Source organism: Chloroflexota bacterium, assembly GCA_018648225.1.
Lineage (GTDB): Bacteria > Chloroflexota > Anaerolineae > Anaerolineales > UBA11858 > NIOZ-UU35.
Map to the genome: position 1 here is coordinate 1 of JABGRQ010000099.1, position 21,063 is coordinate 21,063.

Here is a 21,063-nt window from a genome sequence, read left to right on the forward strand (position 1 = left end):
TCATAAATGATGAATAGAGTTGTTTCCAAACAACTACCATTTTGGCATCCCCCGCTTGCGGCGGGAAAAAGTCGCGAAAAAGAGTGTGCATTGGGTGCTGCACCCAATGCACACTCTTTTTCGCGAAATCTTGATTGCGAAGGCGTAAGCCTGTTCAATCAGTTTTTTAAGGAACAGGTCTAATATGCTATGGCGTGCCCAGGGCGACATCAATCGATTTAAGCTCAAAATACGCTTCGATGACACGCCGCACCACTGGCCCGGCAACACTGGCGCCTTCACCGCCGTTATAAACGAATGCGACGACGGCAATTTCTGGGTTGTCGTAGGGTGCGTAGGCCACCGTCCAGGCATGTGTGGGCCAGTTGCCCGGTTTGCAGAGATTTTTTTCAGCTGCGAATTCATCGCAATATTCGGCGGTGCCGGTTTTCCCTGCGGCGGCAATATCAAGCTTTTGGAAGCCGACCGCGTCAATGGAAAGTGTGCCCTGGGTTACAGCCAGTCGCATCCCTTCTTGCACCTTTTGAACAACCCAAGGGGCTACCGTGGTTTGCTCGCCGGTTAGTTTGGCTTCACACCCCCCCGGTTCTACAGGCTCATTGAAAATATCGATCACCGGGTCTTGGGTAATGTCCCAACGAACATCGGGTTCAAAGCTCTGTACTACTATGCCATTCGCGTCGATGATTTCGTGTACCAGAGTAGGACGCATAAGCACGCCGTCGTTGGCGATGGTTGCTGCCGACATAAGCACTTGCAAGGGGGTAGCAATGACAAAGCCCTGACCCACGCTGGCAATATAGGTATCGCCGATCGCCCAGTTTTCGCCGTGGGCAATACGCTTCCAGGTGGGGTCGGGGATGGTGCCATCCGATGCGTCGGGAAGTTCAATGCCAGGGTATGAACCGTAACCCAGGGCGCGGGCATAGGTTCCCAAACGGCAGATACCAAGACCTTCGGGGATTTCGTCTTTGTAGCCACCACCGAGTTTATAGAAATAAACGTTGCTGGAATTTGAAATGCCGCCCAAAAAATCGAGTTGCCCAAACCCAGCCCGGTTCCAGTCTACAAATTCGCGCTGGTAACCGGGGTCGTTGGGGCTGAATTTCTCGGTGATGACAATCGTACCGGGTGTATCGATGACCTGCTCGGCAGTAACCACCCCCTCGTTGAGCGCGCCCACTGCTGTAGAAAGCTTGAAGACAGAACCCGCCGGGAGTTCGGCGCCCACCGCATGGTTCAGCAGCGGGTCGCGCACATCAGCCAGGAGTTGCTGGTAATAATAGGCTGGAATAATGCGCGCCATACGATTATTCTCATAAGTCGGGAATGAAACCATGGAGAGGATTTCCCCGGTTTGGGGATTCATGGCAATGGCTACACCGCTGGTAATTCTTAGCTCATTGAAATATGCGTTCCAACCACCGATTTCGCCCAGCAAAACCGCTTCGGTAGCTTCTTGCAGGCGCGTATCAATGGTCAGGGTGATATTTTGTCCGGGGATGGGTGCAATCGGGGGGTGAATATCGCGCACAATTTGTCCGGCAACATCCACCTCCACCACGCGTTTGCCCGGCTTGCCGCGCAGAATGGTCTCGAAATAACTTTCAATTCCCGCATAGCCGATCTTGTCCCGATTGGGGATGAAGCCGCGTTCGCGATAATAGGTTTCGGTGGCCTCCGAGATGGGGCCCAAAAAACCGATGATGGATGCGGTCAGTGAGCCAGTCGGATAATCGCGTATCGGTTCAATTTCAATGAGAACGCCAGGCCAGTCTACGGCGTTTTCTTCGATGATCATTGCCAGCGTGCGATCAACATTGCACTTGATTTTCACTGTGCGGTAGGGCGTGCTGGTGATGCCATAGTCGGCCAGTTGAGCAATGCCGTGCTCAGAAACACACGGTACATAGGGCGTTTCGATAGAGATTTCTCCCTGGTTGACTGGCACGTCAATGATTTCGGAGAGTTCGCGAAAGATTTCCTGAATTTCCCCCGGATCATCGGGAAGTTCTGCGGGCAGGATTGAGACATCGTATGAAGCGATATTGCGTGCCAACACAATTCCATTTCGGTCGTAGATCACGCCGCGCAGGGTGGGTAAGCTGATCTCGCTGATGCGGTTTTCTTCGGCCAGGGCAATATGCTCTTCGTAGCTAACCACCTGAAGATTGACCAGCCGCACAATATACAGGGAAAATATCAACGCAATCGCGATAATAAACGCTAAAATACGCCATCCCGTGACTTGATTTTTGAGAATACCTGATTCGTTCATATTTGAATAATTTCTGGATGCAACCAACCTGCAAAATCTCGCACAATCGCATAAACTGGCGCGGCGAGCAAAATATTTAGAAACAAGCTGGGCAAGGTGATAATCTCCAGAGTTTCCAGCCAGGGCAGGGGTGTCCCGGCAAGGCTCAATGACAAGGCAGTGGTGATGTGACTGATAAGTGTGCCCAGCAATGTGAGCGCAAACATGGCTAATAACGGTGTTTGCCAAATGCGTCTGCGCAGCAAGAGCGCCAGCGCCGTGGTAGCAAGATACCCGATCAACGGAATATAAAAATTAAGCGCCGATGCCAACCCGATGAATGCGCTGCCAATCAAGGCCCAGTGCCAGGCTGTGCGCACGCGTTCTTGCAGCGACCAGGCGATAATTACCAATAATACCAGATCGGCGCTGCCTTGCAGTAGCGGTATGCGGCTAACAATCGCGGTTTGGAAAATTGCCAAAAGAGCAAAGACAGGAAAGGCAGCGAGTACAGGAATCATGATTTGGGGGCAGGAGACGATAAAGGGCGCAGGATTGAAAAAGTGGGGATACCCGAACTTTAGGGTGCGCCAGGCGTGGGGATGAGTGGGGAAAGATCAACCGGTTGGAAATTGGTGATTACCAGAACGATTTCCAGGTTGGAGAAATCGACCACGGGTTGCATGGATGCACTTTGGAAGAGGTCATAATCCTGGCTGCGGACGCCAGTGACTTGCCCGATGAGGATATTAGGTGGGTAGTTGCCACCCAACCCCGAGGTGAGTACCAACTCTCCGGGTTCAATGGTTACAGCCTGAGGAATCAAATCCAGGCCAATATCGCCGGTAATCGAGCCAGAGAGAATTGCTTCAGCGCGTGTAGGCTCCAGACGCACATTCACAGTAACGGATGGATCGGTAATTAATTGCACAAGCGCAGCCGAAGCCGTGACTTGCGAAATTCGCCCCACCAGGCCTTGTTGCGTTACCACGGGCATGCCGCGGCGCAACCCGTCATCGGAGCCGCGGTTGATATGAATATATTTTACAAAGGGGCTGGGATCACGCCCAATAACGCTGGCACCAACGTATTGATATTCGGGATACGCGCGGGCGAAATCAAGCAATGCCGATAAGATACGAAATTCGCCAAGTTGTTGTTGCAGTTCGATAATTTGGGTTTGTAAATGGGCGACTTCGGCGTTAAGAGCTTCGTTTTCACGGGTGAGTTGGGCTACATCGCGCGGCGCACTCAGATAAAACTGCACCGCCTGGAAGCGTTCCGAAACCCAGGTTTGCACAGCGATAACCGGAGAGAGTGTCAACCGTGACAGTGGTGTAAGATAACCACCCAAAGCCAATATCACCAGGCCAACCGCGATCAACGAAAGTGTAATCGTTGGCCACGGTATTCTTGATTTGGGGTTCATAATCGAAGCGGCAATTATCCTCTGCCGTCGCGCCCCAGCCCAACGAAGAGCGAATTCCACATGGGGAGATTTTCAAGTGCAATGCCGGCACCGCGGGCTACACAACTCATGGGGTCTTCAGCTACCCAGGCACGGATATTCAACTCGCTCGTCAGGCGCTCATCCAGGCCCTGTAGCAAACTGCCGCCGCCAGCCATACAGATGCCCATATCCATCAGATCGGCCACAATTTCGGGGGGGGCTTCATCCAGCGCATCTTTAACAGTATCAACAATAATTTGTACCGAACTCGACATGGCTTCGCGTAATTCAACTGATGAAACTTCGATAGCTTCAGGCAGCCCGGAGAGCAAATTGCGTCCGCGCAGGCGCACCGTTTTTTCTTTGGGTAAATGGTACGCAGAACCGGCCGCTATTTTTGCATGTTCAGCCATACGCTGTCCAATCAGCAGGTTATATTTATTTCGCACATATTGGATGATGTCTTCATCCAATTCGTCGCCAGCCACACGCAGCGAGCGCGATACAACCACGCCTTTCATGGAGAGAATTGCCACATCGGATGTGCCGCCGCCAATATCGACCACCATGCTGCCGCGTGTTTCGCTAATTGGCAAACCGGCACCCAAGGCCGCGGCTACCGGCTCTTCAATCAGGTAGACTTCGCGCGCGCCAGCTGAAATTGCGGCATCGTAGACGGCGCGCTTTTCAACTTTGGTGACGCCCGCGGGAATACCGATCACCACCCTGGGGCGGGGAACCGGTACAATGCTTTGCTGGTGCACTTTACCAATAAAATATTCCAGCATAGCCTGAGTGATCTCGAACTCTGAAATTACACCATCACGAACTGGACGAACGGTGAGTACGTTCGCCGGAGTTCGGCCAACCATTTCTTTTGCTTCTGCGCCAATCGCTAACGGCTCACGGGTGCGTTTGTCGATCGCCACCCACGAAGGTTCGCTAATTACAATCCCTTTTCCGCTAACATTGACCATAGTATTGGCAGTACCCAGATCAATGCCAATATCTAGCGAAAAGAATCCGAGTAGCCAGTTGAGTGGATTAAATGCCAACTTAGGCTCCTTGCTTTTTAGGGGAAATTTCCCGAAATACTGGGGCGATTATACCAAGCTTTGTGAATTAAGTGCTAATAAGGGATGAGAACCAGATGTGGATCAAATTGCGCATAGACATCTTGAGTAGGTGTTGTAGCCCTGTCTGCAACTCTCACATCCCTTTGCGAGTTGCCATTCTCTGGGTATAATTCGCGCCTACATTCGAGTAGGGAAAGACAGCGCATGGACCAAGTTCGCCAGATAATTGTTTCTCATCGAGATTATCATTGGTCGAACTTGGTTGACGAGGATGAGGGTTCCCCATTGCAAGATGGGGCTAACCCCGGCGAGAGTCGGGGGAAAATCGAAAGATCAGCGGAAGCCCTCCGGGAGTGCCACAGCCCGTTATCCTTTCCCTCCAACGAACGCCGTAAAAAAATCTTTGGGTAACCGAAGCGACAAAGCCGCGGCGAGTGGCGATTTCAGTGATCAGCTTTCAGTATCCGGTGACAGCAAGTTGTTTTGGTGTCCATTGGATACTGTATACTACTCACTGATAACGGATACGGAGGAACCCTATGTGTGGAATCGTTGGATATATTGGCCCGCAAGATGCTACCCCTATCATCTTGAGCGGCCTTAAACGGCTGGAATACCGCGGCTATGACTCCGCGGGGTTAGCCGTTTTGCAGGACAATCAGATCGAAGTGCGCCGCGATGCTGGCAAATTGGCGCGGCTGACTGCGTTGGTGGGAGAAGCCCCTTTGCATGGCAATATCGGCATTGGGCATACGCGCTGGGCTACCCACGGCGAACCCAATGCTCGCAATGCCCACCCGCACATGGGTATGACCGGCGATGTGGTGCTGGTGCATAATGGCATCGTTGAGAATTTCATCGAATTGCGTAGCGAGTTGGAAGCCGAAGGGGTTGAATTTAAGTCAGATACCGATACGGAGGTCATCGTTCATCTCGTCGAGCGGTATCTCTCCGCAGAACATGGTATTACCGAAGCTGTGCGTAAATCACTCAATCATTTGCGCGGGGCGCATGGCGTAGTTGTCATGTCTCGGCTGGAACCAGACAAGATTGTTGCCGCGCGCATTGGCAATGCTGGCGGTGTCGTGATTGGCCTGGGCGAAGGGGAGACCTACGTGGCCTCAGACCTACCCGCAATTTTGGAGCACACGCGGCGTATGATTTTTCTGGAATCACGCCAGATGGCGGTGGTCACGCGCCAGGGAGCACAGATCACCACCTTGGAGGGGCTGCCGCTCCCCCTGGATGTGCAGAATGTCCCCTGGGATCCGGTATCCGCTGAAAAGGGCGAATACCGCCATTTCATGCACAAAGAAATCCACGAGCAGGTGCGTTCGCTCACCGATACGATCGCTGGTCGGGTTGATTTTGAGGCCGGGCGCATCCGCCTGCCCGATCTCAATCTGACCCCGGAGTTGGCGCGCCGAATCAATAAAATTGTGATTACCGCCTGTGGAACGGCGGCTTATGCCGGGATGGTTGGCAAAGTACTCATCGAGCGCATCGCCCGCGTGCCCGTTGATGTAGAAATTGGCTCGGAGTTTCGCTATAGTGAGCCGATTGTCGGGCCGGATGATGTCGTGCTGGCGATCAGCCAATCGGGCGAGACGGCGGATACGCTGGCGGCGATGGAAGAAGGCCGCAAAAATGGGGCTATTTTATGGTCGATTGTGAATGCGATTGGCTCACAGGCCATGCGCATCGCTGATGGCTTTATCTCGATGCAAACCGGCCCAGAGATCGGCGTAGCCTCGACGAAAGCCTATACCGCGCCCCTGGTCGATTTGTATATGCTGGCAATTCTATTGGCCGATTTACGCGGCGTGATCGATGCGGACACGCGCAAAAAATTGGTCGCGGATTTACGCCTGATCCCCGATCTGGCCGGAAAATGCCTGGATCGGGAAGCGCAGGTTGAAAAAGTGGCTCAGGCGCTGGTTGACGCGCGTCACGCGCTTTATTTGGGGCGCGGCATTAATATGCCCACAGCCTATGAAGGCGCTTTGAAACTCAAAGAAATATCCTATATCCACGCCGAAGGGTATCCGGCGGGCGAGATGAAGCACGGCCCGATTGCGCTGATTGACAGCGAGATGCCGGTGGTGGTGATTGCGCCGCGCGACCCGTGGTATGAAAAGATGTTCAGCCAGATTGAGCAATCCAAAGCCCGCGGGGGGCGCGTGATTGCCGTGGCGACTGAAGGCGATGAACTTATTCCCCCGGTGGCGGATCAGGTGCTTTGGGTACCCGAAACCCCCTGGATGCTCAGCCCGGTGACCACCGTGATTCCGCTGCAAATGCTAGCCTACCATATCGCAGCTTTGCGCGGCCTGGATGTGGATCAGCCGCGTAATTTAGCCAAATCGGTGACAGTCGAGTAATTTTTCTTCTTCTAGATGCCGCCAGCAGTGAGCCTGGATAATGCGATTGTGTCAAGACGAAACAAGCCAGCTTTATATAGTTGGCTTGTTTCGATTCTGGCCGAAGCTGGATTGCGGGTAAGATGATTTCCCCGATATAATAGATAGGATAGGACTTGCGCAAAACGATGAAAAATATACCGAAAATAGAAGTGTCTTTTGCGAAAGTGCCTAAGCCCTGCAAAAGACATGAGAGTTCTTGTTTTTACAAATGAAAGCACTATCACAAAGGATTGTAGTGTATGGTAACAGAACATGAACGTAACCCCGGCGTAAAGCTGGATTTAGACTGGATCACTGGGACACAGGTCAATCGCAGCGCGGTAGAGCGGCGTACAGCCACGCTGCCCACGCGCCGCTCGGTGAAGAAAACCTGGCAGGCGGCCTGGTTATTGCGCGCAGTCACCTGTATCGACTTGACCACCCTGGCCGGTGATGATTCCCCGGGGCGTGTGCGCCGCCTGTGTGCCAAAGCGCGTCAACCCTTGCGCCCTGATTTGATCAAAGCGTTAGGCGTCGAAGATATGAATATCACCACCGGGGCTGTGTGTGTGTACCCGGCGATGGTGCCTTATGCTGTCGAGGCCTTGGACGGCACACAAATCCCGGTTGCTTCTGTGGCAACCGGATTCCCCACCGGCCTGACTCCGCTGCCGCAGCGAATCGCTGAAATCGAGCAGGCGGTGGTCGATGGCGCGCATGAGATTGATATTGTCATCACCCGTCATCATGTGCTGACCGGAAATTGGGCCGCGCTCTATGATGAGATTCAACAGTTCCGCGCCGCGTGCGGTGAAGCGCATATAAAAGCCATTTTGGGGGTTGGCGATCTGGCCACCTTGCAGCAAGTCTATCGCGCCAGCATGGTCGCCATGATGGCAGGCGCCGATTTTATCAAAACATCCACGGGCAAAGAAGGCGTCAACGCCACGCTCGAAAACAGCCTGGTGATGGTTCGCGCGGCACGTGATTATCTGGAGCGCACCGGCTACAAGATCGGTTTTAAGCCCGCTGGAGGCATCCAAACCGCCAAGCAGGCGCTGGCCTGGCAATTTCTGATGAAAGAAGAACTCGGCAACGATTGGCTCAAACCAGACCTGTTCCGCTTTGGCGCCAGCAGTCTGCTGACGGATCTTGAACGCCAACTTTCGCATTATGTCACCGGACGCTACGCCGCCCGCCACCACATGCCGATGGGCTAGGATAGGAGTACGCATTTATGGAACTCAAAGAGGTATTTGAAACAATGGCTTATGGTCCTGCTCCCGAATCGCCAGCCGCGGTCAACCAATGGTTGGATGACCATGAGCGGAAATTTGGTCTATTCATCAACAATCAATGGCTGACCTCCGAAGGGGCTGATTATTACCCCAGCTACAATCCGGCAACCGGCGAAAAACTGGCCGATACCATGCAAGCTGGTCAATCTGAGGTCGATGCCGCCGTCGCCGCGGCGCGCAAAGCCTACACAACCTGGAGTCAGACTCCGGGGGTAGCGCGCGCCCGCTATATGTATGCCATCGCCCGCAATATTCAAAAACACCATCGCTTGCTGGCGGTACTCGAAAGTATGGATAATGGCAAACCGATTCGTGAATCACGCGATATTGATGTGCCCCTGTTGGCGCGCCACTTTTACTACCATGCAGGCTGGGCGCAGCTTATGGAGAAAGAACTGCGCGACTACCAATCGGTAGGTGTCATCGGCCAAATTATCCCCTGGAATTTCCCGTTGCTCATGCTAGCCTGGAAGATTGCCCCGGCGATTGCGCTGGGCAACACCGTAGTGCTCAAACCAGCTTCGTACACCCGGCTTTCGGCGCTGCTATTTGCCGAAATCGTCGCCGAATCGGGCCTGCCGCCCGGTGTCGTCAATGTGGTCACAGGCAGTAGCAAGGCGGGCAGTATGCTCGTCGAACATCCCGATGTCGATAAAATTGCCTTCACCGGTTCAACTGATGTTGGCCGCATCCTGCGCCGCCAGACGGCAGGCACGGGCAAGAAAATATCACTGGAACTGGGCGGCAAGTCGCCGTTCCTGGTCTTTGATGATGCCGATCTGGATGGAGCTATCGAAGGCGTGGTCGATGCCATCTGGTTCAATCAGGGGCAGGTTTGCTGTGCCGGTTCACGCCTGTTGGTGCAAGAGAATATCGCCGAAGACTTCCTTACCCGTTTGAAAGCGCGCATGAATAAATTGCGTGTTGGCGATCCGCTGGATAAAGCCATTGATATGGGCGCGATTGTGCATCAATCGCAGTGGGATACAGTCGACGAGTGGGTGAAGGTTGGTGCCGCTGAAGGGGGCGACGTGTACCACGCCCAGGTGGATCTGCCCGAACAGGGCTGTTTCTACCCCCCCACATTGATCACCGGCCTCGACCCCGCGGCGGAGATTATGCAAGAAGAGATCTTTGGCCCGGTGCTGGTCTCAACGACTTTCCGCTCACCATCCGAAGCCATCGCCTTGGCGAACAACACCCGCTATGGTCTGGCGGCCAGCGTCTGGAGCGATAATATCAATCTGGCGCTGGATGTTGCCAGCAAGATCAAAGCTGGCTCGGTTTGGGTCAATTCGACCAATCTATTCGATGCCGCTTCGGGGTTTGGCGGCTACCGTGAGAGCGGTTTTGGCCGCGAAGGTGGCGAAGAAGGTCTGTACGAGTATCTACGCCCGGCCTGGCAAGCGCGTCCACAGCCCGCGGAAGAATTTGATGTTGAAACTGAGTGGGGCGGCACAACCCCTGCCCACCCCTTGATCCCCACAGGGAAAACCAGCAAAGCCACCCCCGGCATCGACCGTACCCCCAAGATGTATATCGGCGGGGCGCAAAAACGTCCCGATGGAGCCTATACCCGCGCGGTATTTGATCCGAAAGGCAAACTCATTGGGCAAGTTGGCGACGGCAATCGCAAAGACATCCGCAACGCCGTTGAAGCCGCTCACGCCGCCCATAGCGCCAAACCCGGCTGGGCGATGCGCCACGGGCACAACCGCGCGCAAATCCTGTACTTCATTGCCGAAAACCTGCACGCCCGCGCCGATGAATTTGCTGCTCGCCTGCGCGCAACGACCGGGCAAAGCGAAAAAGCAGCCCGCGCTGAAGTCGAAAAATCGATGGATCGTCTGTTTACCTACGCTGCTTGGGCCGACAAATATGGCGGCAGTGTGCAGGAAACCACGCTGCGTGGCATCACGGTGGGGGTCAATGGTCCGGTTGGTGTCATCGGTATCGCCTGCCCGGACGAATACCCGCTTTTAGGTTTCATCTCGTTGATGGCTCCGGCGATTGCCCGCGGCAACACTGTGGTCATGATCCCCAGCCAAAAATACCCCCTGAGCGCTGTAGACTTCTATCAGGTACTGGATACCTCTGATGTACCTGGCGGCGTGGTCAATATCGTCACCGGCGATTGCAATCATCTGACGAAAACCTTGATGGCGCATGAAGATGTGGACGCGTTGTGGTATTTTGGCACTGCCGCGGGCAGCTACCATGTGGAGCATGAATCCGCAACCAATATGAAACGCACCTGGACGAACTACGGCCAGCCGCGCGATTGGCTGAACGATGAACAGAGTGCGGGGCACGACTTCTTACACCACGCCACTCAGGTCAAAAATATCTGGGTGCCAACGGGGATGTAGAATTCCGTAACAGATTAAAAGTCCCCCGGTGTTGGTTGCCGGGGGATTCTCGAATACGATTTGGTAGGTGGTTAAATATCAGAAGCTCATTTCAGCCAAGAAATTGTAATGCCCTTTATTGAACAAGTTAATCACCATGCTACGGAATTAGAAAAGCGCACCGAAGAACTACACCGCATGGTCAACCTGATGGCCGGAAGTGAAGTGCGTATGGCCGAGTTGAAGAAAGCCATTAAGTGCTTGCGAGTACAGTTATCGGATGCTGGAATGACCTCGGTGGCCAACGATCCGCTGCTTGAAGAGCTGCGCTAGTTCAATCACACGGCTGACCCTCGCCGCACTCCCAGGCCTCACACCAGGTTTCGCCTTCTGCATTCCCATCAAATTGATTGTCTTTCAATTGGATGATGCTTTTATCTTCAATAGGGCACTGTCCCCAATTCCAGATTGAAATCCCGACAATATTACTGCGAAGCACATTTTCCTCAACCACATAGCCAAATGAATCGTTGGGGTATTGCACATCCTCATCGCTGAGCACAATCCCGGGCCCATGATTATTGGCAATCTGATTGCCGCGCAGAGTGATAGTATGCCCGCCATCCACCCAGATGCCGCCATCCCAGTAGTCGCCATTGGCATCGAGTTCGTTATCCTCAATGCGATTGTTTTCGACCAGGATGTCAACGCTGTCTTCTACCAGAATCCCGCCGCCGACGGTATCATGCACGTAATTCTCGCGAATGATGACGCGGGTATTGCCATAGGTGTTAATCCCCGTTCCCAGGGTGAACTCCTCCCAGCGTTCCTGGTTGGGTCCGTTATTAGCCGATTCATTGCCTTCAATGAGAATATTTTGCGCACCCAGCACATTCACACCAAAACCCTCGCCATCATGATCGGGGTCTGTGGATGCACGCCCGTTGGCGAAGAATTTATTATCTCTGATTGTGATGTCGGAACCCAACAGCACCAGCAGCCCCTCATCGGTATAGTTTCGGAATTCCAGACCTTCGATGATGATATTTTCACTTTCTACCAGGGCGATGCCCATTGTGCGTTTCGATTCGCCCTCTAGCACAGGGCGGCTGACTCCCTCGGTGTGGGCGCGAATGATAATTGGTTTGGTGCTGTCTCCGAAATCCCCCAGTATGACAGATTCGCGATACTCCCCTGGTAGAATCTCCAAGATTTGCCCCGGTCGTAGATTGCACATCGCCACGGCCAGCGTCCCCAAGGGGGAATCAATTGTCCCGGGGTTGGCGTCAACACCTTCGGGCGAGACAAAGATCACCTCACCGGGCAACGGCTGCGCCTCCTCACCGAGACATTCCACCCCGTTTTTAAAATGAATCCCCACCAGTCCGCCATCCCCGTTACAGGCTGGCGTGAAGACCATCACCAAAAGAAGCATGAATTGTGTGAAAAGTTTTGCTTTCACCGCGCACCTCCTGATTGTCAACTTCATCTATGATCATACCTGATTTTTCGATTAGAATAAAGCCATGCAACTCACTGTAACCGAGAGAAACTACGCCCGCAGCGCTGCAATTTTCAACGGACTTTCTGAAGCAGAATTTGATCGGGTACTGAATGCGGCAAGCTGTAAGCCATTGAATGCAGACGCGTTTTTTTTCATGGAAGAAGACCCTGCCGAAGCAGCGTTCGTGTTGATTGAAGGCAAAGTAAAACTGGCACAGGTTACTGTGCATGGGCAGCAGGTGATATTGGGGTATCTGATCCCAGGCCGCGTGTTTGGCATAATTGCGGTACTGAAGCGCATGAGCTATCCGGTTTCGGCGCAAGCGGTGGGGAAGTGCAGGGCGTTGGTGTGGGACCGCAAAACATTGAATCAATTGATGGAAGATTCACCGCGCATCGCGTTAAATGCGATGCGGATCATGGCGGGGCAAATTCGCGAGTTTCAGAACCGTGTGCGCGAATTATCTACGCAACAAGTAGAGCAGCGTATTGCGCGAGCCGTTTTACGGCTGGCGCGTCAATCGGGGCGAAAAATAGATGCGGGCGTAGTGATCGATTTGCCGCTCTCCCGGCAAGATTTGGCTGAAATGACGGGCACAACCATGTACACAGTCAGCCGGGTACTGAAAGAATGGTCATTACGAGGAATTGTGGATAGCAAGCGTCAGCAAGTGACAATTCTGGCTCCGCATGGATTGGTAGTTATCGCAGAAGATATTCCTTCTGTTGAGGGGCCAGGCAAAGTGGATGATGATATTTGTGATCTCTAGGGGTGTAATGCTGCTAATCGGCCTGATTTGATCCGAATATTGCGCTAGCGCAAAGACAAAGTAACCTGGCTTCAGTAGAATGATAGAAGCTTTTAAAATACAAACTCTACTGGAGGTTTTTGCCGTGAAAAAATATCTTTTTATTTTAATTTTCATATTTAGTTTAGGTGTTTTTGTCAGCGCATGTAGCTCGTCTTCGGGTGAACTTGACCCGGAAGAAGTTGTCATTGCCTTTCAGAGCGGTGGGTGCATCGCGTGCCACGTGATCCCGGGTATTCCGAATGCGAAGGGGGCGATTGGCCCAGACCTTTCTCACGCAGGTGTTGTGGCTGCCGAACGCATCCTGGCCGCGGATTATACCGGCACCGCTGAGACCACTGAAGATTTCTTGCGTGAAGCTGTCTTGGAGCCAGATGCCTACATCCCGACAGATTGTCCGGCTGGCCCTTGCCAACCCGGGCAGATGCCGGCAACATTCGATGATTTGTTGTCGAAAAAACAGATCAATCTCATTGTTCAGTATCTGGCGAGTCTTCCAGAAGGTGTGTCGGTGATGGGCGATGTGGGCGATGTAGGCATTGCTATGGTGGTGCCGACCCTGTCTGAAGACGAGTTTGATCATGCCACGCAAATATTCTTTGAGCGTTGTGCGGGTTGCCACGGTGTGCTGCGTAATGGCGCTACAGGCCCGGCATTGACGCCCGATAAAACTTTGCCGCAAGGCACAACTGCGCTGGCTTCGATCATATTCAACGGTACGCCGCGCGGTATGCCCGACTGGGGAAAACAAGGCACACTAACGGAAGAAGAAACTGATTTGATGGCAAGATTTATCCAGAACGAGCCGCCGCAGCCGCCCGAAATGTCTTTGGAGCAAATGCTGGCGACCTGGAAAGTGTTCGTGGAGCCAGAAGATCGTCCAACTTCGCCGCAGCACAATCGCAATTGGGAGAACTTCTTCGCTGTGACCTTGCGTGACGCGGGGCAGGTGGCGATTATTGATGGTGATACCTATGAAGTTGTAAACTACGTTAATACCGGTTATGCCGTTCATATCTCGCGTATGTCGGCGACAGGGCGGTATGTATTTACCATCGGACGTGATGGCAAACTGGCTCTGATCGATCTGTGGATGGAAGTCCCCGACAAAGTTGCCGAAGTGCAAACCTGCTATGATGCCCGCTCCGTTGAAACCAGTAAATATAATGGCGAAGAGGGTGATTTCACCGATAAATATGCTGTAGTGGGTTGCTACTGGCCGCCGCACTTTGTTATGATGGATGGCGAGACGCTTGAACCCTTCAAGGTAGTTAGCACCCGTAGTTACACTTATGACACTGAGGAATATCATCCTGAACCGCGAGTTGCCAGCATTGTCGCCTCGCACTTCAAACCGGAATGGATTATCAATGTTAAAGAAACCGGTCAGGTTTGGATGGTGAACTATGCTGACCCTGTTAATCCTTCGATCAAGATGATTGAAGGAGAGCGATTCTTGCATGATGGCGGCTGGGATTCGACAAAACGCTATTTCATGGTGGCGGCGAATCAGGCGAATACGATTGTAGTAATTGATGCCTTGGACGGTGATCTGGAAGCTCTTGTGGGTACTCCGGCAGTGCCGCATCCTGGGCGTGGCGCCAACTGGATTGACCCTGAATTTGGGCCAGTGTGGAGCACATCCCATCTGGGCGAAGGTTCGCTGATTGCCATTGGCACAGACCCCGAAAACAACCCTGATAGCGCCTGGCAGGTCGTACGCAATATTCCATTGCTGGGCGGGGGTGGTTTGTTTATCAAAACACATCCCAACAGTCAATGGATATGGGTAGATCATGTCTTGAACTCGGACGAAGCCATTCAGCGCACGATCTGTGTGATTGCCAAGGCAAATCCCACCGAAACCCATAAGTGTTGGGAAGTGGCCGATTATGGGCGCGCGGTGCATTTTGAATATAATATGGATGGCACCGAAGTGTGGGTCAGCGTGTGGGGAACGGCGGATATCCCGGGCAAGACTGGTGAGATTGTGATTTACGATGATGCTACGCTGGAAGAGGTTGCCCGTATCCCCGATCTCGTCACCCCAACGGGCAAGTTCAATGTCTATAACACGATTCATGATATTTACTAGAAATATTAAAGATTGCTAGAATCAAAAAAAATGTGCGCAGATTACGACTGCGCACATTTTTTCTGTAGGGTATAAAATGAATGATGGCATGATAAACTTGGGTATGTTCGTCGCCGATATTATGAGTACATGGCCACAAACTGTAAAGGTATTTCTTAAATATCGTATGACCTGTGTAGGCTGCCAGCTTTCAGAATTTGATACGCTAAAAGATGTTTTATTGAATTATGGATATTCTCCGGATAAAATTCTGACAGAATTAAACGCAGCCCTTCGCGACAATACACCTTCATCGGAAAGATAATCTATGACAGAAGATCAAATTTTGGACACGCTACGAAGCGTGATGGACCCCGAGGTTGGTATCAATATCGTTGATATGGGGCTGGTGTATTCGGTTGAGATAAAGCCCGAAGAAGTGTATATCCAGATTACCATGACCTCCCCAACTTGCCCCCTGCATGGTGTGATTACGCGTAATATGGATAAAATACTGCGGAGCACGTTCCCGGAGCTTGGCGCAATGACGATTGAGTTGGTGTGGAAGCCGCCCTGGACGCCGGATCGATTGTCAGCGGATGCAAAAAAACAGCTTGGGTGGAATTGACCGAGCACAAATAAAAGATAGTTTTTTCTTTCCGATGTGTAGCTTCTGCCCTTCGTGGTGATCATTTACTATTTTGTCTACAGGAGTATCGATGATGAATCCATTTTTTTATACTGAAGACCTGCGTGCGCTGTTGAACGAAATTCCCGCTGATAGTATCGTCAGCCGCACATATTATGAGAATGATGAAATAAAAGCGATCTTGTTCGGATTTGCGCCAGGGCAAGAACTTTCGGAGCATACTGCCGCACGACCTGCAATTTTGCATTTTTTGGAAGGCCAGGCCGACTTGACTCTGGGCGATGAGAAAAAGCTTGCCAGAGCGGGAACCTGGGTTCATATGCAACCCCATCTCCCCCATAGTATTGTTGCTAAGGAGCGTCTGGTGATGCTCTTGCTGCTGTTGTAATACAAGGCGCATGATGAAAACAAACTTATATCGTCTTCCCTTGATGCTAATTGCGCTGGTGATCTTGACCGCCGCGGCCTGGGCTGGGTTGATTCGTTTGGGGTGGCGTTTGCCCGCACTTCAACCTACCCTCGCGCTTAACCACGGCCCCTTGATGGTGGCGGGCTTCTTTGGGACGCTGATAAGTCTGGAACGTGCCGTTGCGATGGGCAAACGCTGGACGTATCTAAGCCCGTTGATGAGCGGTCTGGGTGGTTTGTTAGTAGCCTTTGGTGTGGATGGATTGGCCGGGCCAGTGTTGATTACATTGGGGAGTGTATGGCTGGTGTTGATCTTTGTGGTTGTGCTTCAACAACACTGGGCTGGATATACCGTGGTCATGGCCGGAGGCGCATTGGCTTTGTTTATTGGCAATCTGCTGTGGTTGCTGGGCTGGCCGGTGCATCAATTTGTACTGTGGTGGGCCGCTTTTCTCATCCTGACGATTGCTGGTGAGCGCCTGGAATTGAGCCGCATGGTTCAACTTTCGCGTCGTCGGCAGATTGGCTTTGCAGTTGTGACATTGATTTATGTGGCTGGTTTACTGGTGCTGCTCCCTGCCTGGGATTTAGGAGTCCGCATCACAGGGGTAGGAATGATTGGCCTGGCGCTTTGGCTACTGTTATATGATATTGCGCGCCGGACTGTCAAACAAACTGGCCTGACGCGTTTTATTGCCGTTTGCTTACTCAGTGGTTATGTCTGGCTGGGGGTATCGGGTGTTGTCGGCCTAATATATGGCGGTTTGCAGGCCGGACCTATTTACGATACGATGCTGCACGCCATCTTTTTGGGCTTTGTATTTGTGATGGTCTTCGGCCACGCGCCGATTATTTTCCCGGCTGTATTGGGTTTCGATATTGACTATAAGTCCTATTTCTATCTCCCGCTGATTTTGCTCCATGCTTCGTTGATACTGAGATTGGGAGGTGAAATGCTTGGCTGGGGCTGGGCGCGCGTGTGGGGTGGCTTGATGAATGAAATTGCAGTGCTACTGTATTTGGGGATGATCGCCCCGATAAAAATAGTCCGAAAAAAGGCATAGAGAATTTTTTACTCTATGCCTTTTTCGGACTTCTTCTGGCGGAGAGGGAGGGATTCGAACCCTCGATACCTTGCGGTATACGCGCTCTCCAGGCGCGCGCACTAGGCCAGACTATGCGACCTCTCCATATTTTTTTGTGATTGTGATCCCCTTTCAGCGGGCGGCATTATACCATAAACGCTACCCTGGGAATAGGATTTCTGAAAGCCCTGGAGCGAATTCCGCGACCATCTCTGATGAGAGCGCATTTTGTGAACAGATGGCTGCGTAGAGATCGGCGCTGGGGCGTTTGCGTCGTGCCTGGGTCTCGATATCCAGTTCCCATAGTCCAAAGCGCTGTGTCCAGCCGCGCTCCCACTCGAAGTTGTCCACCAGGCTCCAGTGATAGTATCCCTCGATGGGCCAGTTGAAATTGATGCCTCGCCAGAGTTGATGAACATGCTGGATTAAATAGCGGCGGCGCATCGCATCTTCGGGGTCTTCTACACCGTTTTCGGTCACGAAGATCGGTACCTTATACTGTAAACCCCAATGTAGCGCCTGATAAAAACCCTCCGGCTGGTTGGCAATAAACCCCGTTGGACTGACCTCGGCGCCGGGCTCGTAGTAGCGTTTGCTGAATAATTCGTTCGTCGCGAAAAGATTGAAGGCCACCAGTTCGCGCGTATAGTAATTGATCCCTAGAAAATCCTGCGTACCTTTGGCCTCCGGCACACGCTGTCGGCGACCGATGAACTGCAAAACCCCATCAGATGCCGCTCGCGGGAAGAAATCGTTATACAGGCGCGAGAGCAACCCGGCAATCCAGCGGTCTGGGGGCATCCATTGGCGTGCTGGTAACATACCGCGATAATTGACCGCCATTCCGACGCGCGCCTCAGGTTGTAACTCGTGAATGGCGTGATAAGCTGCTGCGTGGCCGCGTACCAGATTTTCCATTACTTTGAAGGCGGCGCCCATATCCTGTTTGCCGGGGGGAAATTCGCCAAAAATATAACCGATCGTAGCGTAAACATTGGGCTCGTTAATCGTACACCAGAGGTTTACATAATCGCCCAACGCGTCAACAACTTTGCGCACATAGGCCTCGAAATAAGCAACCACTTTCTCATATTCCCAGCCGCCGAAATGCATCAGCCATAAAGGATCGCTAAAATGGTGTAGCGTTACCATGGGGGTCATACCGCGCTCTTTCAGTCCGCGCAACATCTGCCGATAATGCTCAAGTGCATCTTCATTCCAGCGATCCACCGCAGGCTGCACGCGGCTCCATTCAATGGACAAGCGATGGGTGTTATGCCCAGCCTCGGCGGCGCGGTCAAAATCTTCTCGCCAGCGTCCGCCCCACCAATCGCAGGCCAGACCACACGAATGCCCCTCAACAACATGGCCTTCTTGCTCCCAGTAATGCCAGTTGTTATTGGTGTTATTGCCTTCTACCTGATGTGAAGCCGTCGCGGTTCCCCAGAGAAATCCTTTTGGAAAGTGAAAAGTTGCCTGAGCCATAGTTTTTCCTATTCGATCACGCATTCTGGAATTCAGTTTTGGATTATGGCTATTGTAGTCTGCCGCACAAATTTTGACAATCTTGCGCGCGGTTATGGTATCTTTAAGCTATGCAAAAATCAATCTACCTGGCATTGGGAACCAATTTGGGGGATCGGGCGCTGAATCTGCAAGCCGCGCGGGACGCGCTGCCGCCGACTGTAAAGTTGGTTGCTGCTTCCCCGGTGTATGAGACACCTCCCTGGGGGGTCAGTGACCAACCCGCTTTTTTGAATCAGGTCGTCCACGTCGAGACCGAGTTATCCCCATTGGAATTATTACACTATCTCAAAGAACTCGAAAATCGTCTGGGACGCGAGCCATCCATCCGTTATGGCCCCCGTCAAATTGATTTGGATATTCTTTTTTACGGTCATGAGGTTATTTCATACGAAAATCTGACTATTCCTCACGCGCGCCTGCACGAGCGCGCCTTTGTGCTTGTCCCCCTGGCCGATTTAGCCCCTGAGTTTCGACACCCGCGGTTGGGCGCAAGCGTGATTGAAATGCTCGCCAAAATGGATACAACCGGAGTGGAGAAAATATCATCGTAGCGCACTTGCCGAGATGTTGCCGGTAGGCTATTATTCTGTGTTATCTGAAATCCCATGCTATTACTGATTGCCTTATTACTTCTTTTCATTATTCCACTTGTGCTGCTGGTGCTGGAGAATACCAAACTCCGTGCCGGGTATCTTTGGTTTTTAGCGCTAGGCTCTGCATTGGCTGTCTGGGTGTTGGTGATGTTTTCACGCGTGCAATTTCCCATTCAAATTGTGTTGATGCGCTGGCAGCCCGATACCTTATTTATGTTTACGCCAACTTTGCTGCTGGATGAAATTTCCTGGACGTATGCAGCGGTATTAGCTGTGTATCCCCTGGCGATTCTGCTGACTGATATTATTCAAGTGGAGAATATTGACTCGCAGGCTTGGGCTGCTACGCTAGGAATTGCCGGACTAAGCCTGCTGGCGGTGTTGGCAGAAAACCCACTTACCCTGATGCTTGCCTGGACGATGATGGATTTGGCTGAAATGGTGATGCTATTACAGCGCGTGTCGCATAGCCAGCAGCGTGAGCGTGTGATTATTACGTTTTCGGTTCGACAAATGGGGGTTTTTATTTTACTAGCCGCGGCGATGGTAGCTCAGGTGCGTGGAGAATATCTCACATTTAAAAATATCCCCGCCGATATCAGTGGGATTTTGCTGTTGGCGGTGGGGTTGCGCCTGGGTGTGTTGCCCCCGCACCAGCCTTTCTTTCAGGAACCGCCGTTGCGCCGCGGTCTGGGGACAATGGTTCGGCTGGCTTCTGTTGCCAGCAGCCTGACCTTACTGGCGCGCCTCGCCGTTGTTGGTGTTCCAGTAAGCTGGCAACCCTATTTATTAGTGGTGGCTGTGCTGGCCGCTTTATATAGCGGTTTTGCCTGGATTCAGGCCAAAGACGAATTGGATGGGCGGCCATTCTGGATTTTAGGTCTGGCAACGTTTTCTCTTGTAGCTGCAGTTCGCAACATGCCTGCGGCGAGTATCGCCTGGGGAATTGCTTTGTTATCTGTGGGTGGAATCTCGTTCCTGGCCTCGTACCGGTCGCGTTCTATCTCTGTCATTACCATATTTGGATTATTGAGTATTTCCGCGCTGCCCTATACGCCGCTATGGCCTGGGGTCGGTTTATATGGACAGCTAAATGTCGGTTTTTTAGCAGCTTTCATAGTTTCGCATGTTTTGATGTTGGTGGGCTATTTACAACATTCGCGACGGCGTAATCCTGAAAATGAAAATATAGAACCTTGGATGAAAATACTCTATCCTTTAGGTTTGATACTACTTGTTATGAATCATTGGGGTATTGCCTGGATGTCTGCTGCGCTTCAGCCTGATGCATTGTTGCGTTCCAATTTCTGGTGGATTGGCTTTGTGGTGATTGGCATTGTGGGGATTGTTGTCTTACTGGCTTTACGGAGAATCTCTTTTCAGCAGCCAATTTTCTCGACATTGCGTAGTGTGCTTTCGCTAGAATGGATGTATCGATTGTTTTGGTGGCTTTATCGTACCCTGGCGCGCGGGTTTGGCATCCTATCGAAAATCTTTGAGGGCGAGGGGGGTATTCTATGGGCAATTCTAATCTTAATATTGCTGGTATCCATGATGCAGCAAAGCGGAGGCACTAGTTAGCCG

At 52.2% G+C, this 21,063-nt stretch carries 18 protein-coding genes and 1 tRNA gene; 12 read left to right on the plus strand and 7 right to left on the minus strand.

The genetic code is table 11. The annotated features are described in order from the left end of the window. Positions 1-187: 187 nt before the first annotated feature. From mrdA to HN413_09055, 4 genes are read right to left on the minus strand one after another with little or no spacing between them, the layout of a single operon-like run. Entirely contained in the window at positions 188-2,278 is a 2,091-nt protein-coding gene (gene mrdA / locus HN413_09040) for a penicillin-binding protein 2 (protein MBT3390544.1), read from the minus strand. Beyond that, a complete protein-coding gene (locus tag HN413_09045) occupies positions 2,275-2,778 on the minus strand; it encodes a hypothetical protein (GenBank protein MBT3390545.1) in 504 nt (167 codons plus the stop codon). The genes mrdA and HN413_09045 overlap by 4 nt, the downstream gene beginning before the upstream one ends. A gap of 59 nt (positions 2,779-2,837) precedes the next feature. After that, entirely contained in the window at positions 2,838-3,686 is an 849-nt protein-coding gene (gene mreC, locus HN413_09050) for a rod shape-determining protein MreC (protein ID MBT3390546.1), read from the minus strand. A gap of 14 nt (positions 3,687-3,700) precedes the next feature. After that, the gene (locus HN413_09055; GenBank protein ID MBT3390547.1) at positions 3,701-4,762 is read right to left on the minus strand and encodes a rod shape-determining protein; all 1,062 of its coding nucleotides are present in this window, start codon (positions 4,760-4,762) and stop codon (positions 3,701-3,703) included. Positions 4,763-5,322: 560 nt separating this feature from the next. Here HN413_09055 and glmS point away from each other — a divergent pair. The 4 genes from glmS to HN413_09075 all read left to right on the plus strand — a co-directional run bounded on the left by glmS (position 5,323) and on the right by HN413_09075 (position 11,164). After that, on the plus strand, positions 5,323-7,164 hold the full coding sequence (gene glmS, locus HN413_09060; protein MBT3390548.1) for a glutamine--fructose-6-phosphate transaminase (isomerizing): 1,842 nt from the start codon (positions 5,323-5,325) through the stop codon (positions 7,162-7,164). A 281-nt stretch (positions 7,165-7,445) separates the two neighbouring features. After that, entirely contained in the window at positions 7,446-8,405 is a 960-nt protein-coding gene (deoC, locus tag HN413_09065) for a deoxyribose-phosphate aldolase (GenBank protein MBT3390549.1), read from the plus strand. 17 nt (positions 8,406-8,422) lie between these two features. After that, complete coding sequence (locus HN413_09070; protein ID MBT3390550.1) at positions 8,423-10,852, plus strand: aldehyde dehydrogenase family protein; 2,430 nt, start codon at positions 8,423-8,425, stop codon at positions 10,850-10,852. 108 nt (positions 10,853-10,960) lie between these two features. Beyond that, positions 10,961-11,164, plus strand: a complete 204-nt coding sequence (locus HN413_09075) for a hypothetical protein (protein ID MBT3390551.1) — start codon at positions 10,961-10,963, stop codon at positions 11,162-11,164. Position 11,165: 1 nt separating this feature from the next. Here HN413_09075 and HN413_09080 read toward each other — a convergent pair whose 3' ends face one another. Further along, a complete protein-coding gene (locus HN413_09080) occupies positions 11,166-12,293 on the minus strand; it encodes a hypothetical protein (protein MBT3390552.1) in 1,128 nt (375 codons plus the stop codon). A 64-nt stretch (positions 12,294-12,357) separates the two neighbouring features. On the opposite strand from HN413_09080, the gene HN413_09085 reads away from it, so the two are divergent. The 6 genes from HN413_09085 (at position 12,358) to HN413_09110 (ending at position 17,338) form a co-directional block, all read left to right on the plus strand. Then, complete coding sequence (locus HN413_09085) at positions 12,358-13,104, plus strand: Crp/Fnr family transcriptional regulator (GenBank protein MBT3390553.1); 747 nt, start codon at positions 12,358-12,360, stop codon at positions 13,102-13,104. Positions 13,105-13,183: 79 nt separating this feature from the next. Then, positions 13,184-15,238: a nitrite reductase gene (locus tag HN413_09090; GenBank protein ID MBT3390554.1), complete on the plus strand. Its 2,055-nt coding sequence runs from the start codon at positions 13,184-13,186 to the stop codon at positions 15,236-15,238. Positions 15,239-15,314: 76 nt separating this feature from the next. Beyond that, the gene (locus HN413_09095; GenBank protein MBT3390555.1) at positions 15,315-15,542 is read left to right on the plus strand and encodes a DUF1858 domain-containing protein; all 228 of its coding nucleotides are present in this window, start codon (positions 15,315-15,317) and stop codon (positions 15,540-15,542) included. 3 nt (positions 15,543-15,545) lie between these two features. Continuing rightward, positions 15,546-15,845 carry a metal-sulfur cluster assembly factor gene (locus tag HN413_09100; GenBank protein ID MBT3390556.1) on the plus strand — a complete coding sequence of 100 codons (300 nt, stop codon included), beginning with the start codon at positions 15,546-15,548 and terminating at the stop codon, positions 15,843-15,845. A 94-nt stretch (positions 15,846-15,939) separates the two neighbouring features. Beyond that, on the plus strand, positions 15,940-16,254 hold the full coding sequence (locus tag HN413_09105) for a cupin domain-containing protein (protein ID MBT3390557.1): 315 nt from the start codon (positions 15,940-15,942) through the stop codon (positions 16,252-16,254). Between the two features lie 10 nt (positions 16,255-16,264). Beyond that, positions 16,265-17,338, plus strand: a complete 1,074-nt coding sequence (locus HN413_09110) for a hypothetical protein (protein ID MBT3390558.1) — start codon at positions 16,265-16,267, stop codon at positions 17,336-17,338. A 36-nt stretch (positions 17,339-17,374) separates the two neighbouring features. On the opposite strand, the gene HN413_09115 is transcribed toward HN413_09110, so the two are convergent. Both HN413_09115 and HN413_09120 read right to left on the minus strand, forming a co-directional pair. Next, positions 17,375-17,464: transfer RNA gene (locus HN413_09115), tRNA-Ser, on the minus strand. 54 nt (positions 17,465-17,518) lie between these two features. Then, positions 17,519-18,844, minus strand: coding sequence for a glycoside hydrolase family 1 protein (locus HN413_09120; GenBank protein MBT3390559.1), 1,326 nt, complete (start codon positions 18,842-18,844; stop codon positions 17,519-17,521). A 110-nt stretch (positions 18,845-18,954) separates the two neighbouring features. On the opposite strand from HN413_09120, the gene folK reads away from it, so the two are divergent. After that, entirely contained in the window at positions 18,955-19,437 is a 483-nt protein-coding gene (gene folK / locus HN413_09125; protein ID MBT3390560.1) for a 2-amino-4-hydroxy-6-hydroxymethyldihydropteridine diphosphokinase, read from the plus strand. Between the two features lie 54 nt (positions 19,438-19,491). Next, positions 19,492-21,060 carry a hypothetical protein gene (locus HN413_09130; GenBank protein MBT3390561.1) on the plus strand — a complete coding sequence of 523 codons (1,569 nt, stop codon included), beginning with the start codon at positions 19,492-19,494 and terminating at the stop codon, positions 21,058-21,060. Positions 21,061-21,063: the final 3 nt, after the last annotated feature.

Bases quoted from the DNA above. Each gene is read 5' to 3' on its own strand.
- mrdA (MBT3390544.1), bottom strand. From the start codon at position 2,278: ATGAACGAATCAGGTATTCTCAAAAATCAAGTCACGGGATGGCGTATT.
- HN413_09045 (MBT3390545.1), bottom strand. From the start codon at position 2,778: ATGATTCCTGTACTCGCTGCCTTTCCTGTCTTTGCTCTTTTGGCAATT.
- mreC (MBT3390546.1), bottom strand. From the start codon at position 3,686: ATGAACCCCAAATCAAGAATACCGTGGCCAACGATTACACTTTCGTTG.
- glmS (MBT3390548.1), top strand. From the start codon at position 5,323: ATGTGTGGAATCGTTGGATATATTGGCCCGCAAGATGCTACCCCTATC.
- deoC (MBT3390549.1), top strand. From the start codon at position 7,446: ATGGTAACAGAACATGAACGTAACCCCGGCGTAAAGCTGGATTTAGAC.
- HN413_09070 (MBT3390550.1), top strand. From the start codon at position 8,423: ATGGAACTCAAAGAGGTATTTGAAACAATGGCTTATGGTCCTGCTCCC.
- HN413_09075 (MBT3390551.1), top strand. From the start codon at position 10,961: ATGCCCTTTATTGAACAAGTTAATCACCATGCTACGGAATTAGAAAAG.
- HN413_09085 (MBT3390553.1), top strand. From the start codon at position 12,358: ATGCAACTCACTGTAACCGAGAGAAACTACGCCCGCAGCGCTGCAATT.
- HN413_09090 (MBT3390554.1), top strand. From the start codon at position 13,184: ATGATAGAAGCTTTTAAAATACAAACTCTACTGGAGGTTTTTGCCGTG.
- HN413_09095 (MBT3390555.1), top strand. From the start codon at position 15,315: ATGAATGATGGCATGATAAACTTGGGTATGTTCGTCGCCGATATTATG.
- HN413_09100 (MBT3390556.1), top strand. From the start codon at position 15,546: ATGACAGAAGATCAAATTTTGGACACGCTACGAAGCGTGATGGACCCC.
- HN413_09105 (MBT3390557.1), top strand. From the start codon at position 15,940: ATGAATCCATTTTTTTATACTGAAGACCTGCGTGCGCTGTTGAACGAA.
- HN413_09110 (MBT3390558.1), top strand. From the start codon at position 16,265: ATGATGAAAACAAACTTATATCGTCTTCCCTTGATGCTAATTGCGCTG.
- HN413_09120 (MBT3390559.1), bottom strand. From the start codon at position 18,844: ATGGCTCAGGCAACTTTTCACTTTCCAAAAGGATTTCTCTGGGGAACC.
- folK (MBT3390560.1), top strand. From the start codon at position 18,955: ATGCAAAAATCAATCTACCTGGCATTGGGAACCAATTTGGGGGATCGG.
- HN413_09130 (MBT3390561.1), top strand. From the start codon at position 19,492: ATGCTATTACTGATTGCCTTATTACTTCTTTTCATTATTCCACTTGTG.